We start from the raw sequence: 13,806 nt of genomic DNA, 5'->3' as shown, positions 1-13,806 counted from the left end.
GACGGTGATCGTTCCCGCGCTCTGCGTGGGAACGATCAAACGGGAGCAAGCTCCCTCGCCACAATGGACCGCACTGGGCTAAGGTGATGCAACACCCCGGCCCATCGAGCTCGCATGCCCCACCTCCTACGCACCCACCCTCGCCTGACCGCCGCAACCTTGCTGGGCGTGGCGGTCGGCATCCTGGTTCCCGCCCACCCCCTGATCAGCAAAGTCCTCGTCGGCTGGAATGCCGGCGTCTGGGTTTATCTGGGGCTGATGCTATGGCTCACCGTCCGCGCCAAGGCCGATGACGTCAAACACATTGCCGAAGTCGAAGACGAAAATGCCGGGCTGGTGCTGTTCATCGTCAGCATCGCCGCCATCACCAGCCTCGCCGCCATTACCTTTGAACTGGCGGGCAACAGGGACCTGGAAACCTCGCGCAAGCTCCTGCACTACGGTTTTACCGGCATGACGGTCATTGGCTCATGGCTGCTGACCGGGGTGATTTTCAGCGTGCATTACGCCCGACTGTTCTACACCTGGGGTGGCAAGGAGCCGGCGCTACGGTTCGCCGAAGGCTTGAAAACCCCCGACTACTGGGACTTTCTGTATTTCTCCTTCACCATCGGCGTGGCGGTGCAAACCGCCGATGTTGGGGTCGCCACTCGGGAACTGCGCAGGATTGTTCTCGCGCAGTCCTTGATCGGGTTTGTGTTCAATACCGCGATATTGGGGTTTTCGATCAATATCGCGGCAGGGTTGTTTGGTTAGGCATTGCTCCGGCTTGGTTAGAGCCCCTGTTAAATTGCAGATTGATCAGGACATCGCCTCTTGCCGTTGTCACCTGGCAGTCGTCAGGCAGGTACCTAAAGCAAACCGACTGTATTTAATAGGTGCGAGCGGCGTCAACGGAAAACCAGTCGTGCGCCATGAGTGCGATTGCGCTAAGTCACTCAAAGCCAGAGACAATCCCTACACAAGCCAGAGACTCAAGAGACAGAAATCGCTCAGTCCTCTGCATTAAGGTGCCCTACCTGTTAGGTCTTACAGGTTTCAAGGTGTTGGATCCACGCTATAACTGGGCTGAAACTACAGCGCCCAGAGCGACGTCTTCTGCAAGCCGGGCGCAGGAACCATGCCCGTTTCAGGAAGGATCCGTCGTGCCCACCTCATTGATTGACAAATGGGAGTGCCTGTCATGAATCCTTCGGCCACGATCACCCCTTGCGCTCGTAAATCCCAACCCGGGTTTCAGGTGCGGCAAACCGAGCAACAAGGCGTAACACTGACTAACCGTGAAAAAGAAGTGCTGCTATGGAGCGCCCGAGGCAAGTCTTCCAGGGAAATTTGGCAGACTGTCAATTGCAACGAATCCGGCGTGAACTACTACTTTTGCAATATCCGCCGGAAATTCGGCGTGAGCTCGCGCTGGTCCGCAGTATTCAAGGCACTGGAGCAAGGTTTGATTCAGCCGTCTTGAACCTGACTGCGGTGTACGGCGCGCCATTGGCCCCTGTCGAGACACCGAATGCCCCCTGCGCAATTGCTATACCCTATTACTGATGCCTCCAGCGGCGTCACACCTGAAACCCGTGTTCGCCGCACGCTGAACGCACCGCGCATCATTCTTGCCGATGACCACCCGGTGGTACTGATGGGCGCCGAGATGACCCTGTGTCCGCCCTCCAGCCACGGGTTCGCGATTGTCGCCCACGCCCACAGCACTGATGAGCTGATTGACCGCCTGGAACACACGCCCTGCGACATCCTTATCAGCGATTACTCGATGCCTTACGGCAGCTTTCCCGATGGCCTAGCGTTGATGGGCTACGTGAAACGTCACTTCAGCCATGTCCGCTTGATCGTGATGACCATGTTGCGCAATCCGTCCCTGCTGCAGGCGTTGCTCAACCAGGGGGCCTACGGACTGTTCGACAAACACAGCCCCTTGAGTGAACTCAGACGAGCAGTACAAAACGTGGCCAGGGGTCGTCGCCATCTCTGCCCGACGTTTGCCAGGATTCTCGAGACCCAGACCTTGCCGTCTTCCAGTACCGAAGCGCCGCTGGTGAACCTGTCCGAACGGGAACTGGAGGTGGTGCGCTTGTTCGTTCAAGGCCTGTCCGGCCGACAGATCGCCGCGCAGCTGAACCGCAGCGAAAAAACCATCAGCCGGCAAAAACGCACCGCCATGGACAAGTTGGGGCTTGAGCATGACGGTGGATTGATGGAGTTTGCGCGAGTAAGCGGATTGAAAGGATAATTCCACGCTGGTTTTAGGTTTAGGAGATCATAGCTATGGCAAAGCACGCACTCCCCACGGATGAATGAAGCAGTGTTAACTCAGCCTCCTTAACGCCTGATCAAGTTTAGATCTTCATTAATTTTATCAATCCTTTTTCGGTAGTTCTGGCCGGGTATTTTTCCTTCTTCAAAGTTCTCATCTCTTCGACAAGTGCATCGGCCAGCTCTGGATTGGCAAAAGGACTTTTCTTAACCGGTGAAATTATCGGGCTAGCGTTCGTTGCTTGGTGAGCTGAGCATTTATTCAATGCTGTGGGTGTCTAAACCTTACTTGAGGCCACTGGAAGCACACGAGGCTGATACGTCAGCACGCTCGCAGTAAAAACACAGCGCTTGGCAGATTAACTTTATTAACAAAATTTCCTTGCACACTCCAGTAGCTAGCTATTGGGGTGTGCAGCGCAAATCATAACAAGTTCACACTCCACACTTGAATACAACTGCACCGCCTAGACAGCTCCCCCGTTAGACCAAACTGAGAGTTCTCTCATATCCCTCCCCCCGCACGACTCCTAAACTCCCCCCGTCGAGACACCGCTCCACCTCTATTGATCCGGACAACCAATGTTGGCCTTCAAAAAAAGACAGTCTCGCGCCCTGTCCTCATACCCTCTTATTCAAAGGAACTGCAATATGAAGAAATCATTACTCACTTTACCCTTGGGCCTGGCATTGGCTCTTGCAGGCCAGGCGGCATTTGCCTTGACCGGCACCATCAACTTCCAGGGTCGGATTGACAGCGTGACGTGCCCGATCGACGTCATTGACCCGGTCACGGGCGCCCCCGGTGGCCCGATCCTGATTGGCTACACCTACACCGACAAATTCCCCAACGTGGGCGACGAAAGCGTGGGTAAAACCTTCCAGTTGAAAATAACCCCGGGCGCCGGCTGTACCGTGCCGCCGGGAAGCACCGCGGCCACGGTGACCTTCAGCTCGGTGCATGGCGGTGTGGGCCCGGGCAATGAACTGTACGGGCTCAAACCCTTGACCGGTGTGGCCACGGGCCTCGGTGTGGCAATCAAGGATAACCTGGGGGCACTGATACCCAATGGCGGTACTTCGAGGCAGTACCCCATTTCCGTGACCGATCCAAGCACCATGGCCTTTCATGCCGTCTACAAGTCCCACGCGGCTACCGTGACAGCCGGCCCCGCCGAAGCGGACGTCAACTTTACCGTCAACATTATCTAAACCTTGCACTAATCCCCTCGGCCAGGAAGTTCGCTTCCTGGCTCAGCGTCGATTTGCAGGTCTGTTCTGATCCATCGTTCAAGGACACTCATCATGCCTGGCCTTTTCCAATGGCTGCTACGCGCCAGAGCAGCCACCCCTGCCTGCGCGCTTTTTATTACTTTCATTGTTTATTTACCCGTTGCTCAGGCCGCATTGACCCTCAGCAATACACGCGTGGTTTTCAATGGCGACAAGCGCAATGTTTCACTGACCATTACCAACCCCAGCGACAGAGACTTTGCCGTGCAAAGTTGGGTCAATACCGCTGCCGATGACCAGACCACGGCGGTACCCTTTATTGTTTCGCCTGCCTTGTTTCGATTAAATGCAAAAAAAGAGCAGCAAGTCCAGATCAACGGATTGCCCAACACGCTCCCGCGTGATCGCGAGTCATTGTTTTACTTCAACGTTCAAGAAATTCCGCAAGTACAGTCCATTTCAGACAACCAACTGAATATTGCCCTGCGCACGCGGATCAAGTTTTTTTATCGACCACAGGAGCTCAAAGACAACCCGACGGACCGTTTGAAAGAGTTGAGCTGGTCCATTCAACAAGAGGATGGCCAGGCTCATTTACGCGTCAACAATCCAAGTCCGTTTCATGTGTCGTTTATCTGCATCGAAGTCCTCAGTAACGGACAGACTGTTGCGCTGGATAACACCGCCATGCTCGCCCCCCTCTCCAGCCAGCGCTTCGACCTGCAAGGCGTCAAGCCCGACCAGGGCATGCAAGTGACCTTTACGACGATCACCGACTACGGCGGTTTTACTGCGCCCATTACCCTGCCCGTCAGCCCTGGTTTTTAACGCTCTGGCGCTCATGCACTTGTCCGGAACATGACTATGTCTTTTCTAACCCGGCGCTTTTGCCTGCCCGCCCGGCAGCGCCTTGTTCATCTTTTTGTGATCAGCAGCGGTAGTAGCCTGTTACTGGAGACCGATTCGGCACACGCCAGTGCAACGACCCAATTCCAGTCCACCTTCATGCGCCAACTCGACAGCCACCCCAGCGATGCCGGTGCCCTGGCCTTGAATGCCCTGGCCGAACGCGAGGATCTGGGCCCGGGGCGGTATCTGGTGCGCATTCACATCAATCAGGTGTTTTTCGATCAACGCGAAATCGAATTCCTCGCCTCGCCCGACACCCGCGAACTCGTTCCCTGCCTGTCGTACGAACTGCTCAAGGAGATGGGGGTCAAGCTCGACAGCTTTGCCGAACCGGACGCCACTCCATCTGTCTGTATCGATATTGCTTCGCTGATTCCCGGCGCCTCGACCGATTTCGACGCCCGTCAACTGCAGCTCTCAGTCTCCATACCGCAGATTGCCATGCGCCGGGATGTGCTTGGTCATGTCGACCCCCAATTGTGGGACTACGGCATCAATGCCGCGTTTGTCAGCTACCAGGCTTCGGCCTTCCAGGGGCGAAGTGCCAGCGCCGGGAGTTCCAGCAACCAGGACCTGTATTTGAACAGCGGCCTGAACCTTGGGGCCTGGCGCATGCGCAGCAATCATGCCTTTCGTCACGACAATCAGGGCCAACGTGAATGGACCCGGGCTTACACCTATGCACAGCGCGATGTACCGGGAACCCGCTCACAACTGACCATCGGCGAAACCATCACACCCGGCGACGTGTTTCGCAGCGTCCCCATCAAAGGGGTGCAATTGGCTTCGGATATGGAGATGCTCCCCGACACCTTGCAAAGCTACGCACCGGTCATTCGTGGAGTGGCACAGACCCGGGCCAAACTGGAAGTGCGGCAGAATGGTTATCCGATCTATTCGACTTATGTCAGCGCCGGCCCCTACGAGATCGATGACCTCAGCACGGGCGGTGGCAGTGGTGAACTGGAAATCATCCTGACCGAGGCCGATGGCCAGGTCCGGCGCTTCACCCAGTCCTACTCCACCCTCAGCAATCTGCTGCGCGAAGGGGTATGGCGCTATAGCGCCAGCGTGGGCCAATACAACGCCCCTGACACGACCCTGGAGAGTCCGCTGCTCTGGCAAGGCACTCTGGCCGCCGGTGCAAGCGCTGACTCGACACTGTACGGTGGCTTATTGGCCAGCGACTTTTATCAGGCCGGCGCAATCGGGCTGGCGATGAACCTGGGCCAAGTCGGCGCGTTGTCGTTTGATGTCACACAGTCGCGTGCCGACACCAACCCCAACGACAGCCGTCAGCAGAGCCAGGGCATGAGTTACGCCCTCAAGTACGGGAAAACCTTTGAGACCCGCACCAACCTGCGCTTTGCCGGTTATCGCTATTCCACGCAAGGCTACCGTGATTTCGATGAAGCCCTGCGCGAACGCGCTCAGGATTCGCGCTTTCACGGCAGCCGGCGCAGTCGCCTGGAGGCCGCGATTAACCAAAACATCGGCACTTCAAGCTCCATCAACCTGACGCTGTCCCAGGAAGACTACTGGCGCACCGATTATCAGCAACGACAATTCCAGTTTCAGTTCAATACACAACACAAAAACATCAGTTACAACCTATACGCTTCCCAATCGCTAAAGGATTCCGGGCTCAGCGACAGGCAAGTCAGCTTTGGCGTTTCGCTTCCCCTGGACTTCGGCCGCTCGAGCACCGCCACCTTCGATGTCAGGGAAAGCCAGGGACAATTCAGCCAACGCGCCAGCGTTTCCGGTAGTCACGACCAGCACCGCCTGAACTACCGCGCCGCGCTGGCAAACAGCGCCGCCAATCAGCAAACCGCAGAGCTGTCGATGGGTTATCAAACGCCCGTTGCGAGTTTTGGTGCTGGTGTAACCCAAGGTACCCAGTACAACAGCCTGTCCATGAATGCCAGCGGCGCACTGCTGCTGCACGAAGGCGGTATCGAGCTTGGGCCTTACCTGGGCGAAACCAGCGGCCTGGTCGATGTCCCGGATATTGCCGGTATCGGTGTATTGAACGCCACGGCCGTCAAGACCAATGAGCGCGGCTATGCCCTGATCCCCTACCTTCGACCTTACCGCGTCAATCGGGTGGTACTCGACAGCAGTGAGTTGGGGCCGAATGTTGAAATCGACAATGGCGTGGCGCACGTGGTGCCACGTCGCGGGGCGGTGGTCAAGGCCGGCTTTGCCGCGCGCAAGGTACAACGGTTGGTCATCACGGCTCGTAACAGTCGTGGTGAGCCTTTGCCGTTTGGCGCGCAAGTCAGTGATGCAGCGGGCGAGCCACTGGGCATTGTCGGACAGGCCGGACAGTTCATGCTGGGCACGACTGCCGACATCCGAACACTGCATGTGCGCTGGGGTGAAAAACCTGCCGAGCAATGCCAACTGCCCGTGGACATTGACAACCAGGCGCAAGAACAAGGCTATCGGATACAGGAACTGACGTGCCTGTGATGCAGACATGGCAACTTTTTTCCAAGCCGATGCGCCATGAGTCTATCGGTCTGCTTATTTCAGGATTTAACATGATATCGAGCAAAACCTTGCTAGGTAGCCTGACCCTTGCCGTGGTCAGCCCCTTTATCCCTTTGACCCTGGCACACGCCGCCGATACTTGTTATTGGAAGGACGGAACTCCGGGGCCTATCGCCTACACAATCAACGCCGGTACCCATTACGTGCCCAGGGATGTGCCACGAAGCACGCCCATTGGGCCGGTAAACAGACGCTACGGGCCGGTAAGTGGTGGTGGACTGGCAATTGACTGCCATACTAATGGCCCCCGGATCGACTTCATTGGGCGCAATCATGTACCGCTCGTGCCGGGTACTTTCAATCCCGTCAATGGCGAAGACATTACCGGGAAAGTACTCATGACCAATGTCGATGGGGTCGGTGTGGTGGTCAAACTGAGCCCGCAATACGACACCGCATGGACGTCAGTCAGTGGCAGCTTGGCGGTGCCTTATGCGGGCTATATTCAGCGGTACATGCCATTCATACTTACGCACTCGCTAATGTGGCCCTATATCACCTTCATCAAAACCGGTGACATCGCACCGGGCATACATCAACTGAATGTCCCAGACCTGCTTGGCGGCGAATTCAGCGGAGTGGGTAATGCATTCACCATGTCCCTCACCGGGACCGTCATTCAAGCGGAGTGCACGCTTTCGACAAACCCCGTCAGCGCCGACCCGGTAGACCTGGGCACGTGGAACCTCTCGGAGTTCACCGCCGTTGGTCACAGCACAACGCCGGAGCCTTTCAACATTACACTCAATGCCTGCCGGGCCGATGACAGAACCCCTGCGCAAACCATCACCTATGCACACATACGCCTGGAGCCGACCGCGGGTTCTCTCATCCATGATGCCGCATCAGGTCAATTTACCCTGGGCACCGGCTCGACGGCCAAAGGCGTGGTCATGCAAATTCTGCATGACGATGAAACCCCTATCGCACTGGCCAGCGAAGTCAAGCTGAAGGCCATCAACCCCGGGACCACCACCTTGAGTTTCAAAGCCCGCCTCTACCAGACCGCAGCGCCGGATCTGGTAGAAGCGGGCTCTGCCAAGGGCTCGCTATCGTTCACCATCACCTACTTGTAAACCGCAAGGGACGCCGATCACGCAAGTACCTGAATGTCTAGACTCAGAAAGGGGAGATAGCTACCTGCGCCGATGTTGGGCACGATGGCCGCCGGTGGTATCGGATACTCTCGCGCATTCGCAGGGTTAGGCTCCAGCGCATGGTGAGACCCCAACTCTCCATACCCCCGCCAGAAGACCTCTCGCTTGAGCCCCAGGTCCTCATCGTCCTGTCTGGGGATGACAACGGTCACGCCCGAAACGCCATAAAACAGCGGATCCAGTACTGCGCCTGTTGCCTCTTTGACCGAAGGACGCTTGCGCAGTGGCGGCGGCAGGATGTTGACGTCCAGAAGGACATGCAACGTCGTGACCTCATGACCGACTCGATCACGCACTCGACACGTGGCATACCGTAGGCCATTACCGCGCTCGCGCAACATGTCCCCCTTGAGGGGAAGGTGCAGAGGCTGGCCGACATTGCCCGGGTCCAGGGTCAGGCTATCGACAAGGAGCTGACTGTTGGGGAACTCTTCCCAATACCAGCTAATGACATCACCGACTTTTTTCACGGCGTAATCGGGTAGCGTTGCCAGCACTTGATCACTATTAGCCGTCAGGTATTGAGCGGTGATTTTGCTTGGGGGAACAACGGCCTCAGGAAAAGCCATCTTGCGGTCACCCGCCAGAACAGGCGGGCTTTTATCGATGGTGACATTGACGGGTTCCGTTACCCGCGGTATCGGCGATTGATTCCAGGACCACACCTTGTAAAAAATCGTGTGGCCCCCTTCACTCAGCCTGGACGCCGGCACTTCCAGCCAGAGGTCCGCCAGGTCCTCCTCTGTATAGGGACCGTCAAATTGCTTTTCATCGATCGGCTTGGCTTCATCCCCGTCCCAGATCAACTGGACACGATCAAATGCGCCTGGACGCGTGGAGTGATCACTCCACAACTCGAACTCGACACGCAGTGGGTTCAACCAGGCATCTTTGGGCAAAAGATTGTCTTCCCCACCCTCGATCGGCGGCAATACACCGACTATAACGAGCGGAGCGAGGCTGGCATTGGGTTCATCAACAGGAGCCGTGTGCTTAGGCATGTCTATTCCCTCACTGAACAGCGAGCCGGAAGGACTACCGAGAAACACCTTTCCGGTGAGTGGTTGGAAAACAAACCCATGTTTATCCATGGGTCATCAGAAACAACTGCAATAACGCCAGCAAGAGAAGAGGAACCCTCACACCCTCTCCTCAACGCGAGTCCGATTACCAGCGATAGCGTGCGCCCACATTGGCGCCCCACGGCTGCTCGATCTTGTCACCGTGGCTATAGTCAAATTCAGCGTGCAGTGAAACCTTGTCCGTCAACGTCAGGCTGACTCCGGCGCCCAGTTCGCCACGGGAACCCGACAGGTCATTGTTGAAGGCGTTGTTGTTGACCTTGACTTCGTTATTGCTGGCGAACTCATGCACGTAAGCGGCGCGCAGATAGGGCTGCACCACCTTGCCCTCACCCAACATGAAGTTGCGCCCGGCCGTGGCACCGACCTTGCCGAGCAAGGAACGGGTACGATCACCTTCAGCGGAGAGACCGTTATCCAGGTCGTAATCCTCGCCCTGAACAATCACCCCTGACAGTTGCGCGAACGGTTCAAGAAAATAATCATTGGCCAGCTTGATATGGCGTCCGAGTTCCAGAGACGCACCGACACCCGTGTTGTCGTACTTGCCCTTGGTCTTTTTGCCGTCACTGAGTTGCACGTCAGACGTGTTCTGGAAACGGTTGAACTTCAAGACGCCGTCAAAGTAGTAACCACTCGGCTCATCCAGCCAAGTGGTGTAGGCACCTGCGTAGTAGCTGTCGACAGTACCGCTGGTGCCGTGGCTCAGGTTCAGATCGGATTTGCTGTACCCGCCAAGCAAGCCCACCAGCCATTGACCGTCACCGAGTGGCAGCGGCGCATCGACACCGAACGACAAGCCTCGCTGGGTTTGCTGGTAGGCCGTGCCGGAACTGGCATTGACATCAAACTTGTTACCATAAGTACGCATCCAGCCACCCGCCTTGCCGCCGTCCTGACGTACTTCACCCATGCGGCTGCGCAGGGTGCTGAGTTCGCCGTACCAGACGGTCGGCGCAGCGTTGAACAGGGCCATCACCGATTGGGTGCCCGGGCTGACAACGCGGGTCGCCGTGTTGAGAAACCATTCGTTATCGCCCTGCTTGATCAGATCGTAGGAAAAAGCTCCCTGCTCCACCGGGCCGTTCAGCAATGAAAAACGGGCGTCGCCGTCACCGATACGGACCACTGCCGTAGAACCCGCAGCCACGGGTTCCGTGCCGCTACTGTCGAGTGCCACCTGGTGATCGCCGCTGGCGGTGCCGGTCACTTCCAGGGTGTCGATCTGGCCCGTGCTGAAGTTGTTGTGCATGTAGAACGTGCCGCCGTCGCCCGACAAATTTCCGACGTTCAACCTGTAGTATTCGCCTGGATTGCCGTACTGGACGCCACCGCCGTTGAGGGCGAGATTCGCGACCTCGCCATCGGCGACCATCACCCAGCGGGCATCGCTGTTGACCGTCAACTGTTCGACGTTGGTCAGTTGGCCGGTCAGCGTCGCCCGATTCTGCAGGGTGATGTTCGCCGTGGCCGCGGAATCGGCAATGACATTGCCCAGCAGATCGCTGTGATCGACCAGCATGCTCGCGGTCGACACACCCTTGACCTCCAGAAGCGTGCCATTGCCCCCCAAAAGAGTGGAGCCGTTACGCACCTCGATATGCGCGTCAATCGGCGTCAGGCCGAAATCATCGACAAAAATCGCCGAGCCGGTTTTGCCCTCAACCTCCGTATCATCGAGCACTAGCAGCGCCTGACCCGCCGCCAGGCTGCCGGGGGCAAAGAAAACCCCATTACCCCCGCCTCGAATCTCACTGGCCGTCGCCGATACCTGGCCACTGGCTAACTGAAGACCACTCCCGAAATCGCTGCTTGCCGTCAATTTGCTACGGGTCAATTGCAATTGACCAAAGCTCCCGACCAGGGCTCCTGTCACGCCACCGGAAATATCACTGTCGCTGACCGTCGCCCTGGAGCCTGGCGAACCAGTCGCGCTGAAACCCAGTGAAAGGCCGGTGGTTCGGGCGGTAACAGTACTGCCCGTGATGGACGCGTTGCCATCGAGCAGGTCGACAGCAACGCTGCTCGCGGTCCCGTCGACGGTTGTTCCCGTCAGTGTCACAGAGGACCCCGGATCAACCCGGATCTGTTTGGTCGTCGCACCATTGGCGGTCAGATTGGCGCCGTTTCTGACGCGGTAGTTCTCAGCGCTAGCACCGCTATCAATCACGGTGTCTCTGGTAATGTCCTTGGCCAGCGAATGACTACTGAGCAGGAACAACGGCAGAAGGCTCATCCACTTCAGGGATACAGGCAAGGGATAGAGGACGAAGGTATATTTAGCGTTCATCGGGCACCACAGATTTATAGGTTTTAAACGTCAAGCACGTCAGACCAATGGTCTTTGCGTGAACTTTCAAAGACCGCAAGACTAGTTAGAAAACCTGTAATGGTCTGTAGGACTTATCCTGTTTAAACCTACAAAAAAGGAGGCCGATGGCAGGAGAAAAAGACCCTCCCGCCATCAGGCTAAAACAACTCTCAAGGTCTGGAAATTACGCAGTGATCGTTGCCTGAGCCCGTGCTTTCAAATACCCCAATAATGACGTCTTCCCACTCAGATGACTCATCGACACCGCGAACGGGAAGGCTGTACATCGCCTTGCCCTCACCCGAACTCGAGGTTCCCGGCACATACGTCGGTTTAAGATAGGTGTCATAGGCGACGAACCAGTCCATACCCGCACTTTCCTCCGCCAATGAGACTTCTCTTTCTTCTTCTATCGTGGTACCAGGCAATGGGGTAGTCCCGTCCGGCCCGTAAGTCTGCCAATAAAACTTTACCAACACCCCTGCTTTTAAGTGATTTGATACCGGGATATGCACCTTGACGCCCCAGGCGCCGCTGTCTTCTTCGAGTGAGGTGCAATTGAAAATTTTATAGCCACCTCCAAGCTCTACGGCTTTGGGAAACAACGGCTCAGGCAGGTCAACCACCTCAACGAGGACATCGATTGCTGTCCGCTTCGACTCCTGCGGATTGACAAATCCCGGGCGAGTGAAGGTGTAGAACATCTCCAGCCCGGTCATGACCGGAGTGAGTTTAATATCGTCCCATGGAATCGATCGCGAAACTTCCTGATTGGGGTCTTCGCTTCCGCTGACTGTATAAGGTGCAGAGCTGATCACCCGACCATTATAAGTAATGGTGAATACATCGTTGGCCACGACATTGTCCGGCAACTTGAAAAAAGCCGTGGCGTGCTCGTCGATATCATCGATCGTCAACTCGCTATCACTGCCCCTGGAGCTCAAGAACCGGATCACATCAAGAACCGGATTGATCGGTTCGGGATTCGGATTCTCTGGCCCGGGGAGTTCGAGGATCAAGATCGCCGGGGTCGGTGCCGGCGATCGGGTGGGATAGTCACCACGAAACACTCGGTAGTCTACCTGGATTTCCTGTGGCCCTCCCGCCAGGAAGTCATAGGCTGCCGACACGCGCCACCACGGAATCGTGATTTCCAGAGGAAACTCAAGGTGCGCGCCTACGGGCGTGCGTGCCAGGGTCTGATTACCAAACTCAATCACAATGCCGTCGGTGGTTTGCCAGTCGGTATACTCGGGAATATGGACTTTTACCGGCATGGCCCCATCGGCACGATCAATGAACCCGTCATCATCGGCCAACGGCACCTCGCACGGCGACAAACCACTTGGCAGTTCGCCCAGTGCCACTTGAATACTTCGGTCGTAAGACCGCTCACTGCGATTCCCCGCCTTATCGTACAAGTAATACACCAGGTACTGTAATTTCGAACCGATGGTAGTTACAAAATTCTCGGGTATCAGGATTTGCCGACCGGGATCAAGCAACTCATCAATCACCACCAAGGCAGGAAATTCCGCCGCCGACTCCGGCGGTTTATCCATCAGTCCCACCATTACCCTGACAAACTCTTTTTTGTCTTCATCGAAGTCCGGGATCTGGCACTTCACGCCACCATCGCGCGTCAGAATATCGGAGGTAACCAACGCGGGAACACCCTCAATCGCCTCGGGTGTTCCAGGATGGATAGGCCCTATCCTGTCGATCGTCACCGGTGCTGGGGGTGACTCTCTTTCTATCGTATTATCGTTCCAGTTGCGGACACGGTAACGAAACTCGAACTTACCTTCGTAGTTCTGAAAAAGGCTGAGGGGGAGCTGCCTCAGTAGAGGGAACCGATCATCGGGCAAGGCAACTGATCCAGGTACATCTTCTTCAAAAACCAATAAATATTCCGATGAACTGGCGGGCAACCACTCCACTGTCAGCAAGTTTGGCACAAAACGATGTCGATCCGAGAACAGCGGGATCTCTATCTCCAAGGGAGCAGAAACTTTATCGTGCGGCATTAATCCATCGGCATCACCGGGAATCTTATCCACCAGCACCGGTGGACCCAAATCCACCGCAACGAACCGGCTCTCACGATAGTGTTTGCGTACTTGCTCGGCTTTTGACGCATCATACGAACGTGCCATGTTTATCGCTCCGCAACCATTCGATTTCGGCCATGAACGGCTTCATGGCCTACCAAAGATGTCAGGCAGTTCGACTCACGACATGTGCACTGCAAACAACGCCCTGTCGCCCTGCCTGGCCGTAATGACCT

The 13,806-nt window shown here is 56.4% G+C and carries 10 protein-coding genes; 7 read left to right on the top strand and 3 right to left on the bottom strand.

The features are described 5' to 3' along the window. The first annotated feature begins 114 nt into the window (after positions 1–114). From CKW07_RS03290 to CKW07_RS25120, 7 genes are all read left to right on the top strand, one after another. Positions 115–756: a DUF1345 domain-containing protein gene (locus tag CKW07_RS03290; protein WP_095143553.1), complete on the top strand. Its 642-nt coding sequence runs from the start codon at positions 115–117 to the stop codon at positions 754–756. Positions 757–1,183: 427 nt separating this feature from the next. Then, the gene (locus tag CKW07_RS03285) at positions 1,184–1,465 is read left to right on the top strand and encodes a helix-turn-helix transcriptional regulator (RefSeq protein WP_095143614.1); all 282 of its coding nucleotides are present in this window, start codon (positions 1,184–1,186) and stop codon (positions 1,463–1,465) included. A 48-nt stretch (positions 1,466–1,513) separates the two neighbouring features. Further along, on the top strand, positions 1,514–2,248 hold the full coding sequence (locus CKW07_RS03280) for a response regulator transcription factor (RefSeq protein ID WP_095143552.1): 735 nt from the start codon (positions 1,514–1,516) through the stop codon (positions 2,246–2,248). Between the two features lie 674 nt (positions 2,249–2,922). Continuing rightward, a complete protein-coding gene (locus CKW07_RS03275; RefSeq protein ID WP_176465259.1) occupies positions 2,923–3,483 on the top strand; it encodes a fimbrial protein in 561 nt (186 codons plus the stop codon). Positions 3,484–3,576: 93 nt separating this feature from the next. Further along, positions 3,577–4,332, top strand: coding sequence for a molecular chaperone (locus CKW07_RS03270; protein WP_095143550.1), 756 nt, complete (start codon positions 3,577–3,579; stop codon positions 4,330–4,332). A 36-nt stretch (positions 4,333–4,368) separates the two neighbouring features. After that, the gene (locus tag CKW07_RS03265; RefSeq protein ID WP_095143549.1) at positions 4,369–6,888 is read left to right on the top strand and encodes a fimbria/pilus outer membrane usher protein; all 2,520 of its coding nucleotides are present in this window, start codon (positions 4,369–4,371) and stop codon (positions 6,886–6,888) included. Beyond that, the gene (locus CKW07_RS25120) at positions 6,888–8,045 is read left to right on the top strand and encodes a fimbrial protein (RefSeq protein WP_256577016.1); all 1,158 of its coding nucleotides are present in this window, start codon (positions 6,888–6,890) and stop codon (positions 8,043–8,045) included. Before CKW07_RS03265 ends, CKW07_RS25120 begins: the two co-directional genes overlap by 1 nt. Positions 8,046–8,062: 17 nt before the next feature. Here CKW07_RS25120 and CKW07_RS03255 read toward each other — a convergent pair whose 3' ends face one another. From CKW07_RS03255 to CKW07_RS03245, 3 genes are all read right to left on the bottom strand, one after another. Next, complete coding sequence (locus tag CKW07_RS03255) at positions 8,063–9,127, bottom strand: hypothetical protein (protein WP_141234415.1); 1,065 nt, start codon at positions 9,125–9,127, stop codon at positions 8,063–8,065. A gap of 166 nt (positions 9,128–9,293) precedes the next feature. Continuing rightward, a complete protein-coding gene (locus CKW07_RS03250; RefSeq protein ID WP_095143546.1) occupies positions 9,294–11,498 on the bottom strand; it encodes an autotransporter outer membrane beta-barrel domain-containing protein in 2,205 nt (734 codons plus the stop codon). A 191-nt stretch (positions 11,499–11,689) separates the two neighbouring features. Continuing rightward, on the bottom strand, positions 11,690–13,675 hold the full coding sequence (locus CKW07_RS03245) for a hypothetical protein (RefSeq protein WP_095143545.1): 1,986 nt from the start codon (positions 13,673–13,675) through the stop codon (positions 11,690–11,692). Between the last annotated feature and the right edge of the window lie 131 nt (positions 13,676–13,806).

The sequence above is a fragment of the Pseudomonas sp. Irchel s3b6 genome (assembly GCF_900187415.1).
Lineage (GTDB): Bacteria > Pseudomonadota > Gammaproteobacteria > Pseudomonadales > Pseudomonadaceae > Aquipseudomonas.
This window is presented reverse-complemented; position numbering and strand designations above follow the sequence as displayed.